Raw genomic sequence first — 25,072 nt, 5'->3', positions numbered from 1 at the left:
CGGTCCACCACCCGTGGACCGGGGCTTCGTCGTGTCCGGGGCAGGCGGGCGGCCGGGGCAGCCGGGGCAGCCGGGGCGGCTTCCGTCCGGGGGGTGAAGTACGTTGCCCGAGCAGGCGGGTAATGGCTAGCCTTTCCACATGGCCCTTACCTTCACCCTGGACCCCGTCGTCGACCCCACCCTCCGTGACGGAATCCTGGAGCTGTGGGCCGACGTCAGCAACGCGGGCGGCGCCGTGGGCTTCGTACCGCCCGTCACCGCCGACGACATCCGCCCGGCCCTGGTCAGACAGCTCGCCGCGGTCGCCGACGGGAGCACCCGGCTGCTCGTCGGGCGCTCCGCCGACGATGGCGACGGGACGGTCGCCGCCACCGCCTTCCTCACCCACAACACGCACCACCTCCAACTGCACTGGCTGTGGGCGTACACGGTGATGGTCCACCCCCGCTACCAGGGCAAGGGCTACGGCCGCGACCTGATGGACGCGACGGCCGACGCGGCCCGCTCGATCGAGGGCATCGACGCGATCCGCCTCGGCTGCCGTGGCGGTCTCGGCCTGGAGCACTTCTACGCGGCCTGCGGCTACAAGGAGGTCGGCCGCGTCCCCGACGCCATCCGCGTCGCCCCGGGCGACGACCGCGACGACATCACGATGCTGCTGCCGCTGCGCTGACACCGCCGGCGCGCATCCGCCGCCCCGCGGCCCCCCGGCCGGGGGCGGGGGTCCGGCGTGCTTCACTGGACGGGCACCGGCACGCGCACGTGCCGACGTACGACCACGACGAGAGAGAAGGGGTCACCGTGTCCCTCAAGCCGAGCGCAACGATCCGCTACACCGCCATGCGGCTGGGCATCTTCCTCGGGTGCCTCGTCGCCGTCGCGCTCCTGGTCCGTCTCGGCTGGGTGCCCGCCGGGCTCGGCGACGCCAACTTCGCCTGGGTCGTGCTGCTCGCCCTGGTCCTCTCCGCGCCGCTGTCGTTCGTCCTGCTGCGCAAGCAGCGCGACGAGATGTCCCAGCAGATCTCCGGCCGGGTCGCGGGTGCGAAGGAGAAGCTCGCCGCGAACCGCAGCCAGGAGGACGTGGCCGACGACGCCGCACGCGTGAGCCCGTAACGGACCAGTTGGGTTCCTCACACGCCGAACCGCCGAACCGCCCCAGCGCCGGGAATACCCCCCGTAACGCTGGGGCTTCGGCGTTCTCCGGGCCGGACCGCGGGGGCCCGCGTACCGGCAACCCAAAGAATGACTTTGAGATTCTCAAAGGCTAGGTGTTAGCGTGTTCAACATGTCGACCCCGCCCGCGCACCCGATGACCACGAGCGTCCCGCTCGTGGCGCGCCTGCACGTCGACCTCTGCCGCCGCGTGTCCGCGGCCTGTTGCTGCTGTCGCTGAATACCGCCCGCCCGTGAGCGGAATCGATACAGCAGCGGTCCCGGCCGGCCCCTTCTGGCTGCCGCACCGCATCACCACCGCAGAAACCCCCGCCAGTTCCCCGTGCGTCGTCCCCGGAGAGTGCCCCCGTGTCCGCGTCCCCCCAGGCCCCCGCCAAGGCCTCGTTCCGCTTCCCCTTCTGGGCCCAGATCATCACCGGTCTCGTGCTCGGCGTCCTCTTCGGCTGGATAGCCCGCAGCCAGGACGTCAGCTGGCTGAAGACCACCCTCGAGCAGGTCGGTGACATCTTCGTCCAGCTGCTGAAGCTGGCCGTGGCCCCGCTCGTCTTCTTCGCGATCCTGGTGTCCATCACCAACCTGCGGAAGGTGAACAACGCCGCACGGCTCGCCTCCCGCACGCTGCTCTGGTTCATGATCACCTCGCTGATCGCGGTGGGCATCGGCCTCGCGATCGGCCTGCTGACCAACCCGGGCTCGGGCACCGGCCTCACCCCGCAGGACGGCAAGCTGCCCAAGCGCACCGGTTCCTGGATCGACTTCCTGACCGGCATCGTGCCGAAGGACATCATCACGCCCTTCACCGAGCTGAACGTCCTCCAGATCGTCTTCCTGGCCGCCGTCGCCGGCATCGCCGCGCTCCAGCTCGGCAGCAAGGCCCAGCCCGTGCTGAACCTCGCCGAGTCCGTCCTGGAACTCCTCCAGAAGGCCCTGTGGTGGGTCATCCGCCTCGCCCCGATCGGCACCGTCGGCCTCATCGGCACCGCGATCGCCACGTACGGCTGGGACCTGATCGGCAAGTACGCGACCTTCACCGCCGACGTCTACATCGGCTCGGCGCTCGTGATGTTCGGCGTCTACCCGCTGCTCCTCGCCACGGTCGCCAAGGTCAACCCGATCCAGTTCTTCAAGGGCGCCTGGCCCGCGATCCAGCTGGCCTTCGTCTCCCGCTCCTCGGTCGGCACCATGCCGGTCACCCAGAAGGTCACCGAGCGCCTCGGCGTCCCGAAGGAGTACGCGTCCTTCGCGGTCCCCTTCGGCGCCACGACCAAGATGGACGGCTGCGCCGCGATCTACCCGGCGCTCGCCGCGATCTTCATCGCGCAGATCTTCGACGTGCAGCTGGGCATCAAGGAGTACCTGCTCATCGCCTTCGTCTCGGTCGTCGGCTCCGCCGCCACCGCCGGACTCACGGGCGCCACGGTCATGCTGACGCTGACCCTCTCCACACTGGGCCTGCCGCTGGAGGGCGTCGGCCTGCTGATGGCGATCGACCCGATCCTGGACATGATGCGCACCGCCACCAACGTGGCCGGCCAGGCCGTGGTCCCGGTCATCGTCTCGGCCCGCGAGGGAATCCTGGACAAGGAGGCGTACGCCTCGGCCTCGTCCTCCCCGCTGGAGGAGACCGCCCCCGCGGCCGCCGCCGAGCGGGAGCCGGTCCCGGTCCCCGCCTGACCCCGCCCGCGCCCCCGCCGTACTCGCCACAGCCCCCGCCCCCGTCCGGGCGGGGGCTGCGGCGTGCCGTCAGGCCGTCATGCCGTCAGGCCGTCTGCGCGCGGACGTAGGCGACGGAGGCCAGCAGGAAGGGCACGGCGTACCACCAGCGGCCCATGGTCCGCCGGAACACCGGAAGGACCGTGATCAGCAGCCCGAACAGACACAGCCCGATCGACAGGCCGGCCACGATACGGACGTCCTGGGGCCGGACGACCAGGGCGAGCCAGCACAGCAGCGCGGCAGGCAGGTACACGACCACGAGCCAGAACCCCAGCACCCACTGCAGGCAGCCCCGGTCCTCGGGCAGGTCGATGCTCTCGCGGCGGATCCTCAACGTTTTTGTCCCTTCCCCCTGGTTCACCAGCACCTTAGAAGATCGCCCGGACGGAACCCAGCCGGGCAGCCGCGGCGCGGACCGGGTGCGCAGGCGTGGTGAAGATGCCTTCACGAGGGTGGTCAGCGGGGGCACCCCTCCGTAAATTACCGGCGGTAACGCTCGTTGAGCTGAGGAGAGTGCGCCGTGGGAGCCGAACTGAGGCCGAGGCCGGCCGTCGAGCCCGTCGCGGTGGCCGCGCCCGTCGGGCCCGTCGAGCCCGTGAAGACCCTCGTCGACGGGGTGGTGCGCGAGGTGTGGATGCCCGCGCTGGCGGCCCCCGCCCAGGGGTCGCTCGGAAACATCCCCTTCGACAACGCCCGCGAAGCCCCCGGCGAAGCGGTGCTGGCGCGCAAGGACCGGGACGGGGTCTGGCGGGACGTCACCGCCGCCCAGTTCGCCGCCGAGGTGCTCGCCGTGGCCAAGGGGCTGATCGCCGAAGGGCTGCGCGAGGGGGACCGGCTCGCCATCATGGCCCGCACCACCTACGAGTGGACCCTGCTCGACTTCGCCGGATGGGCCGCCGGACTGGTCACCGTACCGATCTACCCGACCTCCTCCGCCCACCAGGCACGCTGGATCATCCACGACTCCGGCGCCGTGGCCTGCGCCGTCGAGGACACCGCCCAGGCGCGCATCATCAGCGCCGAGCGGGCCAACCTGCCCTGGCTGGCCCACCTGTGGGAATTCGACACCGGCGCGGTGGCCCACCTGATCAGGGCCGGGGAGCGCATCCCCGACGCGCTGGTGCACGCGCGGCGGGCCGCCCGTACACCGGACTCCGTCGCGACCCTCGTCTACACCTCCGGCACCACCGGGCAGCCCAAGGGGTGCGTGATCACGCACGCCAATTTCTTCGCCGAGGTGGACAACGCGGTGGAGCTGCTGCACCCCGTCTTCAAGTCCCTCAGCAAGGACCCGGCGTCCACCCTGCTGTTCCTGCCGCTCAGCCACATCTTCGGACGGATGGTCGCCGTCGGCTGCCTGCGCGCCCGCGTCAGGCTCGGGCACGCGCCCAGCATCCGCACCGAAGACCTCCTGGAGGACCTCGCCGGCTTCCGGCCGACCTTCCTGCTGGCGATCCCGTACGTCCTGGAGAAGGTCTACAACACCGCCCGGGCGACAGCCGAGAACATGGGCCGCGCCTCCTCCTTCGACCGGGCCGCCCGCATCGCGCGCCGGTTCGCGCAGGTGGTGGAGGGCAAGAGGCCGGGGCTGGCACTGCGCGCGGCGCGGGCCCTGTACGACCCGCTGGTCTACCGGCGGATCCGGGCCGCGCTCGGCGGACGCGTGCGCTACGTCCTCAGCGGCGGCTCCCCGCTGGGGCACCGGCTCGCCGCCTTCTACACCGGCGCGGGCATCGAGGTCTTCGAGGGCTACGGGCTGACCGAGACGACCGGGGCCAGCACGGTGACCCCGCCGCAGCGGCCCCGGCTGGGGACCGTGGGATGGCCGCTGCCGGGCACGGCCGTACGGATCGCGGACGACGGCGAGGTGCTGCTGGGCGGGCGGCACGTGTTCGCCGGGTACTGGAACACGGCGCACGCGGTCCCGCCGGGGACCTGGCTGGCGACCGGCGACATCGGTCAGCTGGACGCCGACGGGTACCTCACCATCACCGGCCGCAAGAAGGACCTGATCATCACCTCCGGCGGCAAGAACGTGGCCCCCGCGCCGCTGGAGGACTGGCTGCGGGCCCATCCGCTGGTCGGGCAGTGCGTGGTCGTCGGCGACAACCGGCCGTACGTCACCGCGCTGATCACGCTGGAACCGGACGGGCTGGCGCACTGGCGCCGGATGCACAAGAAGGAGTCCGTGCCCCTCAGGCACCTGGTGCGGGACGAGGAACTGCGGGCCGAGCTCCAGAAGGCAGTCGACGAGGCGAACCAGCTGGTGTCCCGGCCCGAGTCGATCCGCGCGTTCGCCGTCCTGCCGACGGACTTCACCGAGGCGGGCGGCCACCTGACCCCGTCCATGAAGCTCAAGCGGGCCGTGATCGCCCGCGACCACCGGGCGCAGATCGACGAGCTGTACCGGGGCCGGCGCGAGCACCCGTAGGAGGAGCCCGGCGGATCAGCGGCCGGGCCGGCCCCGATCCGACCTCGCCGCCGGGCCGCCGGGCCGCCGGGCCGCCGTTCTGGGCGGGCGGGGCCGCGGGAGCGCGTCTATGGTGGGCTGACCGGTCCGGGGGGCCACCCGAGGAGGGTGCAGTGCCCCGTTCCCGTTCCCGTTCCCCTCTCCGTTTCCGGTCGCGCGTCCGGTCGCGTGCGCAGGCCGTTGCCGCGGCCTGTGTCCTGGTCCTGGCCCTGCTCGGGGCCACGCCGACGCAGGCCGGCCCGGCCCCGCCGACCGCCGGCGGCGACCCGCTGGAACCCTTCCACGGGCAGCGCCTGCGCTGGGGCGACTGCCCCGAGAAGCGGGTGCCCGACGGGATGAGGTGCGCGACCGTCGAGGTGCCGCTGGACTACGCCGCCCCCGCCAAGGGCACGGTCGAGGTGGCCCTGGCCCGGATACCGGCCACCGACCGGAAGAAGCGGATCGGCTCGCTCCTGCTGAACTACGGAGGCCCCGGCGGCCCGGGCATCGCCGGCCTCGCCGCCGACCCCGAGCTGCTGGCCGACCTCGGCGAGCGCTACGACCTCGTCGCCTTCGACCCCCGCGGCGTCGGCCACAGCGAGCCCGTCTCCTGCGGAGGCTCCCAGCAGGCCGAGGAGGAGGCGGCGGTCGGCGACGCCGCGGAGCAGCTGGCCGCGCTGCGCGCCGTGGTCAGGCGCTGCGAACTGGCCTCCGGCCCGGTCCTCCCGTACATCGGCACCGTCAACGTCTCCCGCGACATGGACGTGATGCGCCAGGTCCTCGGGGACAAGAAGCTCAACTTCCTCGGCTTCTCCTACGGGACCCGGCTCGGCGCCGTGTACGCCGCGCAGTTCCCCGGGAAGACCGGCCGGATGGTCCTCGACGGCGTCGACACCCTCACCGAGCCGCTGGCCGAGCAGGCCCTCGCCTCGGCGCGCGGCCAGCAGCGGGCCCTCGACAACTTCCTGGCCTGGTGCGCCCACCAGCCGGGCTGTGTCTACGGGACCAACACCCGCACCGCCAAGAAGGAGGTCGAAGCCCTGGTGGCGCGCCTCGACCAGGTACCCCTGGTCGGCCACGACGGCTCGTACTTCACCGGGCAGGACGCGGCCGGCTCCATCGCCGAGGCCCTGTACTCCCCGCGCATGTGGCCCGCGCTCGCCGACGCGCTGAAGTCGGCCGAGCGGTCCCGCGACCCGGCCGGGCTCCTCCAGCTCGGCGGCCCGACGGAACCCCCCGACGAGCAGGAGGACGAACAGGACCAGGGGCCGGTGCCCGTGCCCGCCGACAACGGCTCCGCCGCGCTCGCCGCGGTGAACTGCGCCGACGACCCGGACCGGTCGGACGACAAGGCCACGGCGGCGGCCATCGAGAAGGAACTGATGGGCCTCCAGGGCGAGTTCCTCAGCGTCTCCAGGATCTTCGGGCCGCTCCAGCTGATGACCGTGCTCTCCTGCTACGGGCGGCCCGCCGGCACCGACTTCATCCGGAAGATCGACCACCCGGGCGCCCCGCGCATGCTGCTGGTCGGCACCCGGGGCGACCCGGCGACCCCGTACGAGTGGACGGAGGAGACGGCCGCCCGGCTGGGCTCGGCGGTGGTCGTGGACCACAAGGGCGACGGCCACACCGGGTACGTGTCCTCGGCCTGCGTCCGGGGCTACGTGGACCGCTTCCTGATCGACGGGCGGCTGCCGTCCGGGACGCGGTCCTGCCCCGCCGGAGAATGACCCGGCGGGGCTGCGGGCTGCGGGCGGGGCGCTCAGCAGTTGGCGCGGGTGGGACGCCCGGCGAAGCGGTCCGCCAGCCAGTTGCCGGCCGCCGGGGACTGGGTGATCACCCCGCTGACGTGCTCACCGATCCAGATCGTGTCGAACTCGACGTCGGCGCCCTTCGCGCACCACTCGGAGCGCAGCTGCCGGCCGACCCCGTAGGGAATCAGCTCGTCGGCGAGCGCGTGGTACTGGTACACGGGCGCGGCCGGGGCGGTCCGCCCGAGCCTGCTCTGGTTCAGCCGGGCCTGCCAGTCCGGCTGGGCGAGCGGGTTCCTGGTCGTCAGGTCGGAGATCCGCTTGAAGGAGCCGGCGATCGCGTCGATCGCCACGCAGTTCTCCTTCATCCCGGCGACGAGCAGCCGGCCCGCCGGGTTGAGGTAGGAGTCCAGGTTCAGCTCCGGGAAGGCCGCGTCCTGCCCGGCCGCCGCCATGAAGATGAGCCCGGAGCCGAAGGAGCCGTTGTTGAACTCGGCCACCTCCATCAGGTCGGCCGGGACCCCGCCGGTCGCCGTGCCCTTCACCTGGAGCTCCGGGGCGTACGAGCCGTGCAGTTCGGCGGCCCAGCTGCTGGCCTGGCCGCCCTGGGAGTAGCCCATGATGCCGACCGGGCCGGTCGCCGACAGCCCGGCCTCCGGCAGGCGCTGGGCGGCGCGCGCCGCGTCGAGGACGGCGTGTCCGGCGGAGGGGCCCACGGTGTAGGTGTGGACGCCGGGGGTGCCGAGCCCCTCGTAGTCGGTGACGACCACGGCCCAGCCGCGCAGGGTGAGTTGCTGGATGAGGTTGGCCTCCATGGCGGTGCCGTACGGGAAGTTGTTGCTCGGCGCGCAGGAGTCGCCCATGCCGACGGTGCCCACCGCGTAGGTGATGAGCGGGCGCGGACCGGTACGGCCGTCCTGCGGGACGATCACGGTGCCGGAGACGAGGTTCGGGGCTCCGTCGGCGGTGGTGGAGCGGTAGTGGATCTTCCAGGCCTTGGTGCCGGTGGGCTGGCCGGGCAGCGGGTGGAAGGCGGAGGGGGCGCTGCTGACGACGTCACCGGGGCGGGCGGCGGTCTCCTCGGCCCGGGCGGTGGCGGGGATCCAGGCCGAGAGGGCCAGGGCGGCCACGGCGGCGAGGGCGGTGCTGCGGATGCGCATGGGCGGCTCTCCCGAAGACGGTCCGTGTGGGGGTAGGTGAGGTGAAGGTAGTGACCGACCGGTAGGAAGGTCGCTGACCGCGCAGCTCACCTTTCCTGGCCGCGGGGCACGGCAGGCCCAGCCCGAATCCAGCCCCGCCGGCGTTTGAGGCGCGGGGTCCGGGGCGGAGCCCCAGGAACCCGGGCGGAGCCTGGGGCGGGCAGGGAACCGCTAGCCCCCCGCGGCCCCCCGGTACGCACCCGGCGTCGTCCCCGTCCAGCGGCGGAACGCCCGGTGGAAGGCGGTGTCCTCCGAGAAGCCGAGCCGGGCCGCGAGCTCCGCGATCGGCTCACCGCTCTCCGCCAGGCCCGCGATCGCCGCGTCCCTCCGCACATGGTCCTTGAGCTGCTGGAAAGAGGTCCCCTCCTGCTGGAGCCGGCGCCGCAGCGTCGCCGGGGACACCGCGAGCCGCGCCGCCACCTCCCCGAGCGCGGGCAGCCGGGGCGAGCCGCGCAGCTGCTGGGTCAGGGTCCGGCGCACCTGCTCCGCGACCGTGGTCCCGTACTCCGGCCGCGACAGCAGGTCGAAGGGGGCCCGCCGCAGCATCGCATCGAGCGCGGGCTCGTCCCGCACGAGCGGGGCGCTCAGCCAGTGCGCGTCGAAGGCGGCGGCCGTACGGCCCGCCCCGAAGCGGACAGGGCAGTCGAAGAGGATCTCGTACTCCTCCTCGTGCGGGGGCGGGGGATAGCTGAAGGAGGCGTACGAGAGCGGGATGCGCCGCCCGATCAGCCAGCTGCTCAGCCGGTGCCAGATGGCCAGCACGCACTCGGTCAGGAAGCGCTCCTCGTCCCGGGCGAAGTCGTTGGCCACCGTGAACCGGGCCTCGCCGCCCTCGACGTCCAGCGCGAGCTCCGGCCCGCCGGGGAAGAGCCCGTAGAAGGCGGCCGCCCGCTGCGTGGCCGCGCCGAGGTCCGGGCAGCCGAGGGACGCGTAACACATCATCGCGAAGGTGCCCGGGCGGCTCGGGACGGCGCTCAGGCCCAGGAACTCGTCCTGCGTGGTCCGGTACAGCGCCCGAAACAGGCGGGCGAACTGCGCGGGCGTGATCCGCGCCCGGTCGTCGCCCAGCAGCAGCGGCGGGATCTGCGCCTCCTGGAGCAGCGGCACGGTGTCGATGCCGCTGCCGCGGGCCCCCGCGAGCACGGCGCGCACGTGGTGCACGGTGATCGTCCGCCTCCCCATGGGTCCGACGGTAGCCCCATTGAGCGCTGAGGTCAGCGGTGGTGACGCTTCCGGTCATGCCGCCGGGCCGCCGCGAGTGCCTAGCGTCGAGGGGTCACCAATCCCGGGGAGGCATGCGATGGACGGTCGGCCGAGCACGCTGGCGGAGTTCACCCAGTGGACCGAGCAGCGGTACGGGCCGCAGCCGGCGCTCAGGTTCCGGGCGGCGGACGGCGGATGGCAGACCCGCACCTACGCCGAACTGGGCGCGGAGGTACGGGCCGTCGGGCGGGCGCTGCTCGGGCTGGGGGTCGCGGCGGGCGAGCGGGTGCCGTGCTGGCCGAGACCCGCCCGCAGTGGACCCGCACCCACTTCGGGGTGCTGGCCGCGGGCGCGGTCCTCGTGCCGGTGTACCCGACGGCGGGGGAGGAGGAGCTCGCCTGGGTGCTGTCGGACTCCGAGGCGGTGCTCGTGGTGTGCGACGACGAACGGCAGCGGGCCCGGGTCGAGGCGCTGCGGGCGAAACTGCCGACGCTGCGGTCGGCCGTACTGATGGACGAGCTGCCCGCACCGCCCGCCGGGGAACCCGCCCCGGAATCCGCGCTCCTGGCCCGGGCGCAGGCCGTCACCCCCGGCGCGGACGCGGCCATCGTCTACACCTCGGGCACGACGGGCCTGCCCAAGGGCTGCCGCCTCACCCACGGCAACCTCGGCGCGATCCAGGACGCGACCCTCCCGCTGATCAAGGGCGGCCCGGGGGACCGCACCTACCTCTACCTGCCGCTCGCGCACCTGCTGGCACAGCTGATCCAGTTCACCACCCTGCTGGAGGGCGGGGAGCTCTGCTACTTCGGCGGCCGGATCGAGGACGTACTGCCGGAGCTGGCGGAGGTGCGGCCCACCCATCTCCCCTCCGTACCACGGCTGTTCGAGAAGCTGCACTCGGTGGTGCTCTCGCTGGCGGAGGCCCAGGAGGGCGGCCGCGGCCGTTTCGAGGAGGCCGTGCGGCTCGGCGTACTGGCGGCCGAGGGCCGGCTGCCGGAAGAGTCGCGGGCGGCGTACGAGGCCGCGGAGAGTTCGCTCTACTCCCTCGTGCGGGGCGCCTTCGGCGGCCGGCTGAAATGGGCGCTCACCGGCGGCGCCCCGATCGCCCCGGCGACCCTGGACTTCCTGCGGGCGTGCGGGATAGCGGTGTTCGAGGGGTATGGGATGACGGAGTCGGGCGGGGTCATCTCCCTCAACCACCCCGGGGCGGTCCGCCACGGCACGGTCGGCCGGCCGATCGCGGGCTGCGAGGTACGGATCGCGGAGGACGGCGAGGTCCTGGCCCGGGGCCCGATGGTGTTCCCCGGCTACCACGCGAACCGGACCGCGACCGGGGAGGCGCTGGACGCGCAGGGCTGGCTGCACACCGGAGACCTCGGGGAACTGGACGCCGAGGGCTACCTGCGCATCACCGGCCGCAAGAAGGAGCTGATCATCACCTCCGCCGGGAAGAACCTCACCCCGACCGAGGTCGAGTTCGCCGTACAGCGTTCCCGCTACGTCTCCCGCGCCGTCCTGATCGGTGACCGCCGCCCGCACCCGGTCGCCCTGATCACCCTGGAAGCGGAGGAGATCACCGCCTGGGCCGCCCGGGAGGGCCTCGACCTCGGCCCCGTCCCGTCCGCCCACCCGGCCGTCCGCGCCCTGGTCGAGGCCGCGGTGACGGAGGCCAACGCCACGGTCTCCCGCCCCGCCCGCATCCGGGCCTTCCACGTCCTGCCTGAGGACCTCTCGGTGGACGCGGGCACCCTCACCCCGACGCTGAAACTCCGCCGCCGCGCGGTGGCGCAACGCTACGCGGCGCAGATCGCGGAGCTGTACGGGGACGAGCCCCTGGGGTGTTAGGGGGTGTCCTCTGGAAGGTCTCGCTGAAGGGTGTCCGTGGAGGGCGTCCCTGGAGGGTGTCCTCCCGAGGGTGTCCCTAGAGCCAGCCCCGCTGGGCCGCCTTCAGGCCCGCCTCGAAGCGGCTGGAGGCGTCCAGGCGCTCCATCAGGGCCGCCATCTGCCGCCGTACGGTGCGCAGGGAGATGCCCAGCCGCTTGGCCGCGCCCTCGTCCGTCATGCCGGAGGCGAGGAGCTTGAGCAGCTCCTTCTCACCGGGGGCCAGCCCGGTCGCCTCCTCCTGGGGCCGGTCGGCGCCCAGGGGGACCGCGGTCAGCCAGGTCTGCTCGAACAGCGCGGTCAGCGAGGCGACGATGCCCGGCTCCCGGGTGCACAGGGCGCCGAGGCGGGTGTTCGCCGGGTCGACGGGTACGACGGCCACCTCGCGGTCGAAGACGAGCAGCCGCGGAGGCAGCGTCGGGTGGGTGCGGACCAGCCCGCCCTGCTGCGTCATCCAGCGGGCGTAGGCGAGGGTGGCGGGGTCGTTGCGCACGCTGTCCTGGTAGAGGGTCAGGAGCGCCACGCCCCGGCCCATCGCGTCCTCGTCCAGCGGGCGCGAGGCGTCCAGGCTGGCCTGGGACTGCGCGCCGCCCGGCATCACGGCCAGGCACTCGCGCGAGACCTCCTTACCGAGCACTTCGAGCTTGCTCTGGATCGCGTCGAGCCCGACGAGGCGTTCCGTGGTGTCGGCCCGCACGTTCGGCCGCAGGTCCGCGTACTCGGCCACGGCGCGCGCCGCGGCAGCCTTGCTGCGGGCGAGCTCCTGCTGGCGGCGCAGCAGGTCCTCCTCCTGGCGGCGCAGGATCAGCTCCAGCCCCACCTCCGGGCTGACCGGGCGCATGGCACCCGGTATGTCCCGTGAGGCGCGCAGGAGTTCGAGATCGGCGAGCTCGTCCAGAGCCGCCCGTACGGCCGCCTCGGGCATCCCCAGCCGTTCGCAGAGGTCATCGACCCCGCCGAGCGGGTCCGCGAGCATCGCGCGGTAGACGGCTTCCGATGCGGAACCCAAACCCAGTACTGCCAGCATGTCCCAGCCCCCCGACTGACAAGCGAACACTCTTGTTCTGCACGTGATCATCGCAGGACCTGCACAGACGTCGCAATGAACGCGTCCCGCGGACCGGAAAAACGCGCCGAGGTGGCACCAAGGTGCCAGGCCACTTGGTGCCGGTCCGGAACCCTTCCGGGGCCCTTCCGGGCCGACCAAGATGGTGATCACACCGGAACGGCGGGGGAAACGAAAACCCCCCGGCCAGGCCTCAGGGCCCGGCCTACAGCCCGACCGAATCCAAAAACCACGTCGTCACCTCGGGGGCACAGCCATGTCGAAAACCACTCGCCGCATCACCACCGTCATCGCCTCCGCCCTCCTGGGCGGCGCCCTCGCCGCCGGAACCGGCATCGGCTGGGACGCGGCACCCGCCTCGGTCAGCGCCAAGGGTTCGGTCGTGACCAACGGCATCGGCTGGGACTGATCGGGATGCTCCTCGTCCACCTGCCCCTGGCCAGCGACACCGGCTTAGCGGGTACGGAGAACGAAGCCGCCCTGCTCCAGGACGCCGTCTGGGCCCACGCCGGCCCGCAGCACGCACTGGAACACATCCGGGTCCGCCCCGTGCAGCACGGCATGAACGTCGCCCTCTTCGTCCGGGCCGACGACCTCGCCGCCGCCAGGACCAAGGCCCACAGCCTGCTCGTGGCCGCACTGGGATCGGGCGCCGCCCGTGGGTACTGCCTCGCCCCTTCGGTGAGGGGAGCGCCACGGTGAAACGCGGCCCTACGCCTCCACCCGTACGACCCGAACGACTCGCACGACCTGCGCTAAAGGCACGACCTGCGCTACAGGCACCACCTGCGCCAGACGCACCAACAGCCGTACTCGCCCCACCTGTTCGACCGGCCCGCCGGTCACCAACCGTCGCCGACCGCTGCTCCTGCAGGGCAGCTGTCCATCACGGAGTGACCCGCCGCAGAGCCGTCACACCGCCGGGCACGGCCACCGCGCCGCCCGCCGTTCCCCGCCCCGGTCCCACCGGGCGGATCCCAGCTTCGCAACACCTTCCGATCACACCGTTTCGGCCCTGATGCCAGGGGCCGCCATGCCTCTGGAGAGCATCATGTCCGCACGCCGTACCCGCAGCCTTTCCATCGCCCTCGCCGCCTTCGTCGCCGCACCCCTGATGGCCGTCCTGCCCGCCGGCCTGGCCAACGCCGAATCCCAGGCCGTGGCGTCCATCGCCCGAGCTCAGGTCGGCAACACCTGCGGCGACTACAACTGCAACTACCCCAGCGCCTGGTGCGCCGAGTTCACCCGCTGGGTCTGGAACAAGGCCGGCGCGAACGTCTCCGGCATCGACGCCCGAGCCGTCAGCCTCTACGAGTACGGCAAGAACAAGGGCACCCTCCACAGCACCCCGCAGGTCGGTGACGCGGTCCTCTACGACAACGACGGCAACCTGAACGACGGCGAGGCCAACCACGTCAACATCGTGGTCGCCGTCTCCGGTGACCAGATCCAGACCGTCGGCGGAAACGAGAGCGGCGGCGTCCGCTTCCGCGGCTGGTTCAACTGGAAGACCAACTCCTCCCCGGTCGGCGCCGGCCGTGCGCTCGCCTTCATCGGCCCGTCCGGTCTGAGCGAGACCCCCGCGCCGCAGGTCAGCAAGGCCGGCGACATCTTCCATGCCACCCGTCTGCCCGACGGCAACTGGGAGAGCTTCCAGCCGCTGAACGGCTTCGGCGGCGCGACCTACTTCAACGCCTCGCAGGAGTCCATCGCTGCCACGCCGGACGGCTCGACCCAGACGCTCGCCACGGGCAACGACGGCAACCTCTACCACACGGCCCGCTACCCGGACGGCTCGTGGACCGGCTGGGGGGCGCTGCCCGGCTACGACGGCGCGGCGCAGTTCGGGGCGAAGGGCCAGACGATGGCCGGCATGCCCAACGGCGACGCCCAGGTCATGGCGATCGGCAACGACAATAAGATCTACCACAACGCCCGCTTCCAGAACGGCTCCTGGCAGGGCTGGGTCCCGGTCGGTACCTGGTCCGCCAAGAAGATCGCGGCCGCTCCGATGCCCGACGGCAGCATGCAGGTGCTCATCGTCGGCAACGACGGCAACGTCTACCACAGCATCCGTTCCGTGCAGGGCGAATGGCAGGCCTGGAACGCGGTGTCCGGCCTCGGCACGGAGGCAACCCTCCAGGCGAGCAACATCTCCGTCGCGGGAATGCCGAACGGTGACGCCCAGTTCCTGGCCACCACCGCCGACGGGACCGTCCACCACAACATCCGCACCGCCGCGGGCCACTGGCAGGGCTGGGCCAAGACGGCCGGCTTCGGCGGGGCCCCGAGCTTCGCGGCGACCAGCATCGCCATCACCGGCATGCCGAACGGCGACACCCAGATGCTGGCGGTCGGCAACGACGGCAAGGCGTACCACTCGGCCCGCTACTCGAACGGCCAGTGGCAGGGCTGGTGGAACACGGGCATGGGCGCCCAGAAGGTCGCCATCGCGGGTCTGACCAACGGCGAGGCGCAGATGCTCGCCACCCGCAACTAGCCCCCAACGCCCCACGGGCCGGCCCGCCGCTCAGGCGGGCCGGCCCCCTGGGCCGCCGCCCTCTCCCGTGTCCAGAGATTCAGAGATCCAGAGAAGAGACCTCCGATGTCCCGCACCCCGCGCCGCCCGCGTCTCGCCGCCGCCATCGCCACCGCCGCCGTCACCCTGAGCCTCTCCGCCCTCTCCGTCGGTTCGGCGGAGGCCGCGTCCGTCGCCACCTGGGACAAGGTGGCGCAGTGCGAGAGCACCGGCAACTGGAGCATCAACACGGGCAACACCTATTACGGCGGCCTGCAGATCCTCAAGAGCACCTGGGACGCCTTCGGAGGCAGGCAGTACGCGGCCTACCCCCACCAGGCCACCAAGCAGCAGCAGATCCTCACCGCCGAGCGGATCCTCGCCGGACAGGGCGCCGGCGCCTGGGGCGGCTGCGCCATCAAGGCCAACCTGGCCGCGGACCACGCGGACCCGTACCCGGCCGACACCACCCCCGTCAGCAAGGCCGGGGACTTCTACCACTCGATACGCCAGGTCAGCGGTACGTGGACGGGCTTCAAGCCCGTCGCCGGCTTCGACGGCGCGCCGTTCTTCAACGGTTCGCAGGAGTCCATCACCGCCACGCCGGACGGCTCGGCGCAGGTGCTCGGCACCGGCAACGACGGCAACCTGTACCACCAGGCCCGCTTCTCGAACGGCTCGTGGACGGGCTGGGAGGCCCTCAACGGCTACGACGGCGCGTCCCACTTCGGCGCCAAGGGCCAGGCGATCGCGGGCATGCCCAACGGCGACGCCCAGATCATGGCCATCGGCAACGACGGCAAGATCTACCACAACGCCCGTTTCGCGAGCGGCTCCTGGCAGGGCTGGGTGCCGGTCGGCGACTGGGGTGCCCAGCGGATCGCCGCCGCGGCGCTCCCGAACGGTGACATGCAGGTCCTGATCGTCGGCAACGACGGCAACCTGTACCACAACCTCCGTACCGTCGCCGGTACCTGGCAGGGCTGGCACGCCGTCTCGGGCACCGGCACCGCCGCCACCTTCCAGGCGGGCAGCATCGCCATCGCCGGCCTGCCGAACGGCGACAGCCAGCTCCTGGCGGTCGGCAACGACGGCAAGGCCTACCACAACATCCGCTTCGCGAGCGGCTCCTGGCAGGGCTGGGGCGCAGTCGAGGGGATCGCCTCCCCGACGAGCGTCGCGATCACCGGCATGCCGAACGGTGACACCCAGATCCTCGCCACGGCCCAGGGCGGCACCACCTACCACAACGCCCGCTTCGCGAGCGGCCACTGGCAGGGCTGGTGGAACACCGGCCAGGGCTCCCAGAAGGTAGCCCTGGCGGGCATGCCCAACGGCGACGCCCAGATGCTGGTGACCCGCAACTGACACCCCGTCCCGCACCGTCCGCTGCCCGCCGCCCGCCACCCTCGACTCAGTCGGGGGCGGCGGGCGGTGGGCTTGGGGGCGTGGAGTGACGGGGCGGGATCTTGGACGTGGGGCGGGGGGTTGGGGGCCATGTGCCTGCGGGGCTTGATCAGGGATGGTTTGGGGGTTTCCCGTCAGTCCCATCGTCTTGCCGTGTCGGGCTGGCCCCTCAAGGGCGCTCACTGCGTTCGCGTCGCTTCGCGATGGCCTGCGGCCACCCTTGACCGGCCGTCCCGCCCCGGAAAGACAGGACTGTCGGGAAGCCCCCAAAAGACGGTTACCGGGGACCGATCCATACACGGGGCAGCCAGGGATGGGCGGGCCTGTTGCAGCGGCTTGCCGGAGCGAGACCCTGACCAGACCCCCGGCAGGAGCAGGCACGCATCAGATCGCTACACACGTCTCCCGGATGGCGTCTGCCGGTCGCCTGTGGCCGGACATAAGCCGCCCACGATCAGTCACCCGTCTCCCGGTCGGCGCCAGCAGGTCATTTGTCCCTATTTGGTGGTCGGTTGGGGTGCGGATGACGTCCAGTCGGAGTGAGATGCCGAGAAATCCGGCATCAGACTCCGGCAGGGCGCTTTTCCCGCTCCGGACGGCCGTCAGGGGCCCTCTCCGACCTCCGGACGGCCGGTGGACGCCCCTTTCACGACCCGCGACGGCCGGCAGGCGCCCTTTCACGCTCCCATCGTCCGGCCGTGGGCGGCTTGCGCTCATCCCACACTCGGCTGGTCGACGCCGGCTCACCTCAGGCACCCACCGGACCGGTGGCGGCCTATGTCCAGCCACAGACGGGTGGCAGACGCCGAGAAATGAGACGCATGTAGCGATCTGACGCGCCCCCGCTCCTGCCGGGGGTCTGGTCGGGGTCTCGCTCCGACAGGCCGCTGCACCCAGCCCGCCCATCGCTGATGTCCCCGCCCCCCTGTCCGTCCCCAGGTAACCGTCTTTTGGGGGGCTTCCCGACAGTCCTGTCTTTCCGGGGCGGGACGGCCGGTCAAGGGTGGCCGAAGGCCATCGCGAAGCGACGCGACGAAGGAGCGCCCTTGAGGGGCCGGCCCGACACGGCAAGACGATGGGACTGACGGGAAACCCCCAAACCCTCTCTGATGGGCCTCAGGGGTAGCAGGCCCCCCAAGCCCCCGCCCCACGTTCACGACCCCACCCCGCCACTACGTGCCCCCCCCAGTCGCGACGCGCTGCGTTCGGGGACAGGCTGGAGGAGAGGGGTTTCCCCGAGGTCCTTGGTGGGCCGGATGCGGAGGAGTCATGGTGGCGACGACGCGCGAAGGTGCTCCTGTCGCGATCGAAGGCAATGGCGTGGAGCTGCGCATGAAGGAGGTCGGGGGAGACATGACCGTCGCGTTCGTGCGGTTGCCCAAGGGCACGGACATGGCGCCCGCGGTCAAGGGTCTGCCCGACGACATGTGCCAGTGCCCGCATTGGGGATACCTCTTCAAGGGGCGGCTGAAGATGCGGACGAAGCACGGGGACGAGGTCTACGAGGCCGGCGAGGCCTTCTACTGGCCCTCCGGGCACGTTCCGGAAGCGCTTGAGGACTGTGAGTACGTGGACTTCTCGCCTACGAGGGAGTTCAGCGAGGTGATCGACTACATCAAGGCGCAGTCGCAGTCGGGGTGAATCGACCCCGTGGCCGGCCACCTCCCCCGTGCGGGGGAGGCAGTCGCGACCTTCGGACGATGCCCGGACACCGGATCGGTGGCGACGATCGAGGCGCACGTCATCACACGTCCAGATCGGAGCCCCATCGTGCTGAAGTGGACCCTGCGCGCTGTCGCCGTCCTCGCCATCGTCGCCGCAATCGCTGCCCCGGTCGCCGCGCCCGCACCCGAAGCCGCCGTCGCCACACCCGCTGTCGCCGTCGTCGCGCCGGCATCTGGCCCCGACGCTTCGTAGGAATGCCTGGCGCTGTCGGGACTTTCTCGTGTACGAGGCCCCGCGGAGCCGACGCGGCCCGCCCCTCAGCCCCGCGGGGACTCCGTGAGGCGGTTCACCTCGGCCGCGTGTTCGCTGAGGCGGTGGGCGGTGCTGCCCGAGGTGTAGAGGACCGTGCCGACCACGGCGGTCGGCAGGGAGAGCAGCAGCAGGGCGAGGAGCCCGGCCCAGTCGCGCTCGGCGGAGCAGCGGGAGCCCTCGGCGTCGGCGTAGTCGTCGTAGGGGCGGTCCCTGTCGTCGTGGGTGGTGTAGAAGACGCGGGATTCGCAGTCCAGGTCGTCGCGGCCCGATCCCGAGAACGGGAGCAGCAGTTGGGAGGCGACCCACAGCCAGATCCCGGCGGAGAAGGCGAGCAGGCCGAAGCCCCAGGCCTGCTGGCGGCGGGCGCGTGCACGGAAGGCCGTGTCGTACACCAGTGCTCTCATGCCGGCGAAATTAGCAGCCCATTCGGCGGCCGGCAGCGGCTGGTTCTCCTCCTTGCCCCCGGTCACGACCCCGCCACCCCCGCACTCTCCGGGCGCCCCCGGTGTGCGGACCATTCCGGCGCGAGGACGGACATCGCCAGCGCGTCCACCCGCTCGCCCTCCCACAGCAGTGCGTCACGCAGTACGCCCTCGGGTACGAAGCCGACCTTCGTGTAGACGTGGCGGGCACGGGGGTTGAAGGCGTACACCTCCAGCGAGATGCGGTGCAGGCCCAGCTGTTCGAATCCGTAGCCGACGATCAGTCTCGTCGCTTCCGTTCCCAGGCCGCGCCCGGAGGTGCCGGGGACGAGGCAGATGCGGAAGTTGCAGCTCTCGTTGTCGCTGTCCCACTCGTTGAGGACCACCTCGCCGATGACCTCCCCCGTCGCCCGGTCGACCACGGCCAGGTCCAGCCGGTCGTCCTGGTCGCTTCGCGTGGCGTACCAGGCCCGTATCCCTGCCTCGTCGGGCTCGGCGGAGTCGTGGCCGCCGGTCAGCCGCATGGCTTCGGCGTCCCGGAACATCGGCATCAGTGCGGGCACGTCCTCCACGGTGACCGCCCGGAGCAGGACCAGTTCGCCGCTCAGGGTGGGTTTGGTGAGGAAGTCGGCAGCCGGAGGGATTCGATCAGGGTCAGACATGGCCGCATTGTCTCCGGCCGGCCGGTCCCCTGTCCTGCGCAAATTCGGCGTGGGGGCGGCCGGGCGGCGGGGGCGGCGGGGGCGGCCGGGGCGGTCCGCCAGGGGCGTAGAGGAGTGAAGTGGGAAGAAAAGAGCTGTCTTCGGGGTGATTCGGGCGTGCGTGGAGGGTCTCCGTCCGCCAGGTCGTGAGGACCCGGTGAAGCCGAGACGAATGGTGCGTCACATCTCCCGGGGGGACGGCGAGTCGTATCCGAATACCTGATAGACAGGGGATATTCACGGCTCGTCCGGCTGTCGACGTCGATGGCCGCCTTGGGGGGATCGCCGCACTGTGAAGCCGCTTCACCGTCATCTCGTCAGCACCTCACGCAAAGTCCTCTGCACGGCTGCCCTCGCCGCCAGCCTGACCACGGCCGCGGTGGTGACCAGTCCGTCGACCGCGGACGCGGGCGAGTCCGGGCCGACCCCGGACAGTCCACAGGCCACCGACCGCGGCGACGCCCGGCTGGACCTGCCCGCGGAGGTCGCCGACCCGCAGGTGCCTCCCGCGACGACGCCCACGACCGAGGGGGCCAGCGGGATACCCGGGACCGCCCTCGACGCCTACCGCCGCGCCGAGGTCTCGGTGGCGGCCGCACTCCCCGGTTGCAAGCTGCCCTGGCAGCTGCTCGCCGGCATCGGCCGGGTCGAGTCGGTGCACGCCTCGGGCTACGGGCTCCAGGCCGACGGCTCCACCGAGAGGCCCATCCGCGGCCCGCGCCTCGACGGCAACGGCTTCGCCAGGATCCTGGACACGGACAAGGGCGAGTGGGACGCGGACACCGAGTACGACCGGGCGTTCGGCCCGATGCAGTTCATCCCCTCCACCTGGGCCACCTGGAAGGCCGACGGCAACGGGGACGGCAAGCGCGACGCGAACAACATCTACGACGCGGCGCTGGGCGCGGGCCTCTACCTGTGCGCGGGTGACAAGGACCTGAGCAACCCGGCCAGGCTGGACGCGGCGATCCTCAGCTACAACAACTCGCGCGAGTACGTGAACACCGTGATCGGCTACATGCGGCAGTACCAGGAGGGCGGCGCCGCCGAGGTGCCGAACCCGCCCGTCGGGAACTACCCGACCCCGCCGCCGGGCACCCTGCCGACGCCTCAGCCGCCGGTCACCCCGAAGCCCCCGGTCACGCCTCAGCCGACGGTCAAGCCGACGCCGCCCACCACCCCGCCCACCACCCCGCCGACGACGCCCCCGACCACGCCGCCGACCACGCCCCCGACCACCCCGCCGACCGAGCCGGAGAAGCCGGCCCCGCAGCTGGCCGCGCTGGAGGTGCTCGGAACTCCCGGGCTCACGGCGGAGGCAGGGGCCGCCTTCGCGCGGGAAGCGAAGGTCAGGGCGATCCTCAGCGACGGCAAGCCCGCCGTCGGCCAGGAGGTCGTCTTCGCGGTCGAGGAGGACACCACCGGCGGCACCGCCTTCGGGGAGTCCGAGGACTCGGTGGTGGTCAAGACGGACGCCGACGGCGTCGCGGCGGCGCCCGGCCTCACGGCGGGCACCAAGGCCGGCACCTTCACCCTGCGGGCCTCGGCCTACGGCCGCGTGGGCGTGCGTACGGTGAAGTTCGCCGGCACGGTCACCCCGAAGCCGCTCCCCTTCGCGGACCTGTTGGCCCGTACCGACGGCACGAAGCCGCTGGAGGAGGTCGCCGGTACGAGCTTCAAGGGCATCGGGGTCCTGGCCACGGCCGAGGGCAAGCCCGTCGCGGGTACGGAGACCACCGCGGGCCTCGTCGAGAAGGACGCGGCCGGCAAGTGGGTCCCGGTGGACCCGGCGAAGACGAAGGGCCCGTACTTCCAGGGCGAGGCGGGCAAGAAGCTCTTCACCCTGAAGCTGCCGGCGACGGGCGCCGACGGCAAGATCGCCGTACCGGAGCTCTTCACCCAGGACGTGGCGGCGGGTACGTACTTCCTGCGCCTGACCACCCCGCAGAACGTGACCCTGATCCTGGAACTCAAGATCACGGCCCCGGCGGCGGACCCCGCGAAGGACCCGGCGACGGACCCCGTCAAGGACCCCGCCCAGGACCCGGCGAAGTAGCCCGTCCGCGAGGCGAAGACGCAGCAAGCCGCCCCCGGCGCCGTGGAAACGGTGCCGGGGGCGGCTTCGTCATGCGTCCCCCCACCCGGGAGGGGAAAGGCAGGAGCCCTGCCGCTCTGCTCGCGCAGAGGTGACAGGGCTCCTTGGGTACTGCATATCCAACCGCGAGAGTTGGCCCAGGCGGTTAGACCGGGGTGACGTTCTCCGCCTGGGGGCCCTTCGGACCCTGCGTGACGTCGAAGTTCACCTGCTGGTTCTCCTCCAGGGAGCGGAAGCCAGCAGCGTTGATCGCGGAGTAGTGGACGAAGACATCCGGGCCGCCGCCGTCCTGGGCGATGAAGCCGAAGCCCTTTTCAGCGTTGAACCACTTCACGGTTCCGGTAGCCATGAGCCCTCCTATGGGCCAAAGGGTCGCCCTGCTCCAGAACCTGCTAAGAAGTCTGAAAACTACAAAAGCCTGCGGGTCACATTCTCCGCAGGCCTCGTACTGCAAGGGAAACCAAACTGCAACTTGCGGACGAGCCTAGCACGCACCCTGCGGCCGAGACCAGAGGGAAAGATCACGTCACTCGGACGTTTGAGACGCGCCGGAACGCTGACGTGAGACCCGCTGGAAGGCGTACGGAGATCCGAGGGCTAGTCTCGCGATGTGGACGTCTATCGCAGCCGGCCCCGCGTCGGCCACATCCAGTTCCTGAACTGCCTGCCCCTCTACTGGGGGCTCGCCAGGACCGGCACGCTGCTGGACCTGGAACTGACCAAGGACACCCCCGAGAAGCTCAGCGAGCGCCTGGTCGAGGGTGAGCTCGACATCGCCCCGATCACCCTCGTCGAGTTCCTCCGCAACGCCGACCAGCTCGTCGCCTTCCCCGACCTCGCGGTCGGCTGCGACGGCCCGGTGATGTCCTGCGTGATCGTCTCGCAGGTCCCCCTGGACCGGCTCGACGGCGCCCGCGTCGCCCTCGGCTCGACGTCCCGTACCTCCGTACGCCTCGCCCAGCTGCTGCTTTCCGAGCAGTACGGGGTCCAGCCCGACTACTACACCTGCCCCCCCGACCTGGGGCTGATGATGCAGGAGGCCGACGCGGCCGTGCTGATCGGCGACGCCGCGCTGCGGGCCGCCCTGCACGACGCCCCGCGCCTGGGCCTGGCCGTGCACGACCTCGGGCAGATGTGGAAGGAGTGGACCGGGCTGCCCTTCGTCTTCGCCGTCTGGGCCGCCCGCAAGGACTACCTCGCCCGCGAGCCGGCCGTCGTGCAGAAGGTCCACGAGGCCTTCCTCGCCTCCCGTGACCTCTCCCTCGAAGAAGTCACCAAGGTGGCCGAACAGGCGGCGCGCTGGGAGGCCTTCGACGCCGAGCTGCTGGAGCGGTACTTCACGACGCTCGACTTCCGCTTCGGTCCCGATCAGCTGGCCGGCGTACGGGAATTCGCACGCCGTACGGGAGCCACGACGGGATACCCGGCGGACGTCGCGGTGGAGCTCCTGCCCGTGGCCGTTCCGGAACGCTGACGGCAATGCCGGACGGTCCCCGCCGCCCGGCCCCGGGAGATCCCGGAAGCGGTGCGGCGAGGGATATGCCCTTTCCCGGCAATTCCCTTCCTTTTCGTATTCCGTTCGCCTGGCGGGAATGCGGAAAGGAATCGCGTCCATCCATGATCCGACCCTGACCCACCGGACACCCCCTAAGGTTCTGCTTGGCCGGGCCGCACGGGACGGGGCCCGGTATCCCGGGGATGGGGGACACGATGCAGCCGCTCGAAGCGGGCGAACCGCGGACCATCGGCGCGTACCGGCTGCTCGGCCGGCTCGGCGCGGGCGGGATGGGCCGGGTCTACCTGGGGCGCAGCGAGGGCGGCCGGACCGTCGCCGTCAAGATCGTGCACCCGCACTTCGCCGCCGACGAGGAGTTCCGGGCCCGGTTCCGCCGCGAGGTGGAGGCCGCCCGGCGGGTCGGCGGGGAGTGGACCGCGCCCGTGCTGGACGCGGACCCCGAGGCTCCGGTGCCGTGGGTGGCCACCGGGTACGTGGCGGGCCCCTCCCTCGACCGGGCGCTGGCCGGGCACGGGCCGCTGCCCGAGGTCTCCGTACGGGCCATCGGGGCGGGGCTGGCGCGCGCCCTGGTCGCGGTGCACGGGCTGGGCCTCGTACACCGGGACGTGAAGCCGTCGAACGTGATGCTCACCCTGGACGGGCCCCGCCTGATCGACTTCGGGATCGCCCGGGCCACGGACGGCACCGCCTCGCTCACCTCCACCGGGGTCTCGGTGGGCTCGCCGGGCTACATGTCGCCCGAGCAGATCCTCGGCAAGGGGGTCACCGGGGCGGCCGACGTGTTCTCCCTCGGCGCGGTGCTGGCCTTCGCGGCCACCGGGCGGCCGCCCTTCACCGGGGACAACTCGGCGACCCTCCTCTACAAGGTGGTCCACGAGCCGCCCGAGCTCGACGCCGTCCCGGCCGGACCGCTGCGCGAGCTGATCGAGGCCTGCCTGGCCAAGCCCGCCGCGGACCGCCCCGCCCCGGAGGCGGTCGCGGCGGCCCTCGACGGGGCTCTGCTCGCCCCGGGCTGGCTTCCCTCGGCCCTGGTGGAGGAGGCCAGCCGGGCCGCGGTGGCCCTGCTCGACCTGGATGTGGTGGCCGCGGAGAGCCCTTCGGGCCCGGTGCCCTTCACCACCCCCTCGTACGGGGGCCAGGCCGCGTCCGGCGAGGGGGCGGGCGTACCGGGGTTCGGGGCCCCGGACCCCTCCTTCGGCAAGGGCGGCGGCACTTACGGCACCTACGGGCCGTACGGACCGCCCTCCGGCGCGGGCGGTGCGCCGTCCGTGCCGGCGGGGCCGTACGGCACGCCGGGCGGCCTGCCCGGCGTACCCACGGAGACGGCCGACGGGCGCGTGCCCGGGCAGCGGTCTCCGGCGGACGGACGCAGGGTCAGCCTGACGGCCGCCGGGCGGCGGTTCAGCTGCACCCTCGTCCTCGCCTCGGCGGCCGTGCTGGCGGGGCTGTCCGGCGGGCTGTACGGGATGGGCCTGCTGCCCGGAACGGGGAACGAGGGGCGGGACCTCGCCGACAGCGGTGCGCGGCCCTCCAGTTCGGCTCCGGTGCCGGGTGCCACGCCCCCGTCCGCCAGTGCGAGCAGCGCCCCGAGCGGCAGCGCGAGCGGCGAGGCCCCGAAGGGGACCCGGCAGGACGTCCCCAAGGAGCTCACCGGCACCTGGAAGGGCACCGTCACCACCGCCCGGATGGGGGTGGCCAGCGAGTTCGAGATCACCATCAAGGGTGGCAGGGTCGGCGAGGTCGTCGCCCGGGACAAGTCGATCCTCCCCGTCTTCGGCACCGACTGCAGCGGCGACTGGAAGCTCGCCTCCGCCACCGACCGTTCGCTCGTCCTGGACACCGCGGGCGGCACCAACCCGGCCCCCGGCATCTGTTCCAACGGCTCCGCCGACGAGCGGTTCACCCTCAACGAGAACGGGACCCTGCACTACAAGTCGGGTGACGGCCCGGCCGGGAACCCCGAGGGCGATCTGACCCGCAGCCCCTGAAGTCTTC

Annotated in this window: 22 protein-coding genes; 14 read left to right on the top strand and 8 right to left on the bottom strand. The window is 72.1% G+C overall.

The features are described 5' to 3' along the window. Nucleotides 1-139 precede the first annotated feature (139 nt). The 3 genes from OG447_RS04550 to OG447_RS04540 all read left to right on the top strand — a co-directional run bounded on the left by OG447_RS04550 (nt 140) and on the right by OG447_RS04540 (nt 2,847). The gene (locus OG447_RS04550; RefSeq protein ID WP_266934984.1) at nt 140-673 is read left to right on the top strand and encodes a GNAT family N-acetyltransferase; all 534 of its coding nucleotides are present in this window, start codon (nt 140-142) and stop codon (nt 671-673) included. Nucleotides 674-801: 128 nt separating this feature from the next. Then, nucleotides 802-1,113, top strand: a complete 312-nt coding sequence (locus tag OG447_RS04545; RefSeq protein ID WP_266934983.1) for a DUF4229 domain-containing protein — start codon at nt 802-804, stop codon at nt 1,111-1,113. 408 nt (nt 1,114-1,521) lie between these two features. Next, a complete protein-coding gene (locus OG447_RS04540; protein ID WP_266934982.1) occupies nt 1,522-2,847 on the top strand; it encodes a dicarboxylate/amino acid:cation symporter in 1,326 nt (441 codons plus the stop codon). Nucleotides 2,848-2,932: 85 nt separating this feature from the next. On the opposite strand, the gene OG447_RS04535 is transcribed toward OG447_RS04540, so the two are convergent. Next, nucleotides 2,933-3,223, bottom strand: a complete 291-nt coding sequence (locus OG447_RS04535) for a hypothetical protein (protein WP_266934981.1) — start codon at nt 3,221-3,223, stop codon at nt 2,933-2,935. Between the two features lie 261 nt (nt 3,224-3,484). Here OG447_RS04535 and OG447_RS04530 point away from each other — a divergent pair, with 261 nt between their 5' ends. Both OG447_RS04530 and OG447_RS04525 read left to right on the top strand, forming a co-directional pair. Next, nucleotides 3,485-5,320, top strand: a complete 1,836-nt coding sequence (locus OG447_RS04530; protein WP_266938748.1) for a long-chain fatty acid--CoA ligase — start codon at nt 3,485-3,487, stop codon at nt 5,318-5,320. A 152-nt stretch (nt 5,321-5,472) separates the two neighbouring features. Continuing rightward, a complete protein-coding gene (locus OG447_RS04525) occupies nt 5,473-7,068 on the top strand; it encodes an alpha/beta hydrolase (protein ID WP_266934980.1) in 1,596 nt (531 codons plus the stop codon). 32 nt (nt 7,069-7,100) lie between these two features. On the opposite strand, the gene OG447_RS04520 is transcribed toward OG447_RS04525, so the two are convergent. Then, nucleotides 7,101-8,249, bottom strand: coding sequence for a lipase family protein (locus OG447_RS04520; RefSeq protein ID WP_266934979.1), 1,149 nt, complete (start codon nt 8,247-8,249; stop codon nt 7,101-7,103). Between the two features lie 210 nt (nt 8,250-8,459). Then, nucleotides 8,460-9,470, bottom strand: a complete 1,011-nt coding sequence (locus tag OG447_RS04515; protein ID WP_266934978.1) for an AraC family transcriptional regulator — start codon at nt 9,468-9,470, stop codon at nt 8,460-8,462. A gap of 312 nt (nt 9,471-9,782) precedes the next feature. Between OG447_RS04515 and OG447_RS04510 the strand changes: the two genes are divergently transcribed. Beyond that, nucleotides 9,783-11,339, top strand: coding sequence for a long-chain fatty acid--CoA ligase (locus tag OG447_RS04510; protein ID WP_266934977.1), 1,557 nt, complete (start codon nt 9,783-9,785; stop codon nt 11,337-11,339). Nucleotides 11,340-11,415: 76 nt separating this feature from the next. On the opposite strand, the gene OG447_RS04505 is transcribed toward OG447_RS04510, so the two are convergent. After that, nucleotides 11,416-12,402, bottom strand: a complete 987-nt coding sequence (locus OG447_RS04505) for a helix-turn-helix transcriptional regulator (protein WP_266934976.1) — start codon at nt 12,400-12,402, stop codon at nt 11,416-11,418. 295 nt (nt 12,403-12,697) lie between these two features. On the opposite strand from OG447_RS04505, the gene OG447_RS04500 reads away from it, so the two are divergent. After that, a complete protein-coding gene (locus OG447_RS04500; RefSeq protein WP_266934975.1) occupies nt 12,698-12,850 on the top strand; it encodes a hypothetical protein in 153 nt (50 codons plus the stop codon). A 44-nt stretch (nt 12,851-12,894) separates the two neighbouring features. On the opposite strand, the gene OG447_RS04495 is transcribed toward OG447_RS04500, so the two are convergent. Beyond that, entirely contained in the window at nt 12,895-13,062 is a 168-nt protein-coding gene (locus OG447_RS04495; protein WP_266934974.1) for a hypothetical protein, read from the bottom strand. Between the two features lie 430 nt (nt 13,063-13,492). Here OG447_RS04495 and OG447_RS04490 point away from each other — a divergent pair, with 430 nt between their 5' ends. The 4 genes from OG447_RS04490 to OG447_RS04475 all read left to right on the top strand — a co-directional run bounded on the left by OG447_RS04490 (nt 13,493) and on the right by OG447_RS04475 (nt 18,283). Further along, a complete protein-coding gene (locus tag OG447_RS04490; protein WP_266934973.1) occupies nt 13,493-14,941 on the top strand; it encodes a CHAP domain-containing protein in 1,449 nt (482 codons plus the stop codon). Between the two features lie 105 nt (nt 14,942-15,046). Further along, nucleotides 15,047-16,327 (top strand): transglycosylase family protein, encoded by a 1,281-nt coding sequence (locus OG447_RS32235; protein ID WP_323181726.1) that lies wholly within the window; start codon nt 15,047-15,049, stop codon nt 16,325-16,327. A 1,392-nt stretch (nt 16,328-17,719) separates the two neighbouring features. Next, nucleotides 17,720-18,007: a hypothetical protein gene (locus tag OG447_RS04480; protein WP_323181725.1), complete on the top strand. Its 288-nt coding sequence runs from the start codon at nt 17,720-17,722 to the stop codon at nt 18,005-18,007. A gap of 129 nt (nt 18,008-18,136) precedes the next feature. Beyond that, nucleotides 18,137-18,283 (top strand): hypothetical protein, encoded by a 147-nt coding sequence (locus OG447_RS04475; RefSeq protein WP_266934971.1) that lies wholly within the window; start codon nt 18,137-18,139, stop codon nt 18,281-18,283. A 65-nt stretch (nt 18,284-18,348) separates the two neighbouring features. On the opposite strand, the gene OG447_RS04470 is transcribed toward OG447_RS04475, so the two are convergent. Beyond that, nucleotides 18,349-18,813 carry a hypothetical protein gene (locus OG447_RS04470; RefSeq protein WP_266934970.1) on the bottom strand — a complete coding sequence of 155 codons (465 nt, stop codon included), beginning with the start codon at nt 18,811-18,813 and terminating at the stop codon, nt 18,349-18,351. Further along, a complete protein-coding gene (locus OG447_RS04465; protein ID WP_266934969.1) occupies nt 18,810-19,427 on the bottom strand; it encodes a GNAT family N-acetyltransferase in 618 nt (205 codons plus the stop codon). The genes OG447_RS04470 and OG447_RS04465 overlap by 4 nt, the downstream gene beginning before the upstream one ends. A gap of 418 nt (nt 19,428-19,845) precedes the next feature. Here OG447_RS04465 and OG447_RS04460 point away from each other — a divergent pair, with 418 nt between their 5' ends. Then, on the top strand, nt 19,846-21,522 hold the full coding sequence (locus tag OG447_RS04460) for a hypothetical protein (protein ID WP_266934968.1): 1,677 nt from the start codon (nt 19,846-19,848) through the stop codon (nt 21,520-21,522). Nucleotides 21,523-21,706: 184 nt separating this feature from the next. On the opposite strand, the gene OG447_RS04455 is transcribed toward OG447_RS04460, so the two are convergent. Beyond that, nucleotides 21,707-21,910, bottom strand: coding sequence for a cold-shock protein (locus OG447_RS04455; protein ID WP_014144190.1), 204 nt, complete (start codon nt 21,908-21,910; stop codon nt 21,707-21,709). 261 nt (nt 21,911-22,171) lie between these two features. Here OG447_RS04455 and OG447_RS04450 point away from each other — a divergent pair, with 261 nt between their 5' ends. Continuing rightward, a complete protein-coding gene (locus OG447_RS04450) occupies nt 22,172-23,035 on the top strand; it encodes a menaquinone biosynthetic enzyme MqnA/MqnD family protein (protein ID WP_266934967.1) in 864 nt (287 codons plus the stop codon). A 236-nt stretch (nt 23,036-23,271) separates the two neighbouring features. Further along, nucleotides 23,272-25,065 (top strand): serine/threonine-protein kinase, encoded by a 1,794-nt coding sequence (locus OG447_RS04445; RefSeq protein WP_266934966.1) that lies wholly within the window; start codon nt 23,272-23,274, stop codon nt 25,063-25,065. Nucleotides 25,066-25,072 lie beyond the last annotated feature (7 nt).

It is taken from the genome of Streptomyces sp. NBC_01408 (genome assembly GCF_026340255.1).
Taxonomy (GTDB): domain Bacteria; phylum Actinomycetota; class Actinomycetes; order Streptomycetales; family Streptomycetaceae; genus Streptomyces.
The sequence above is the reverse complement of the archived record's forward strand: the minus strand, read 5'-3'. Positions and strand labels throughout refer to the sequence as shown.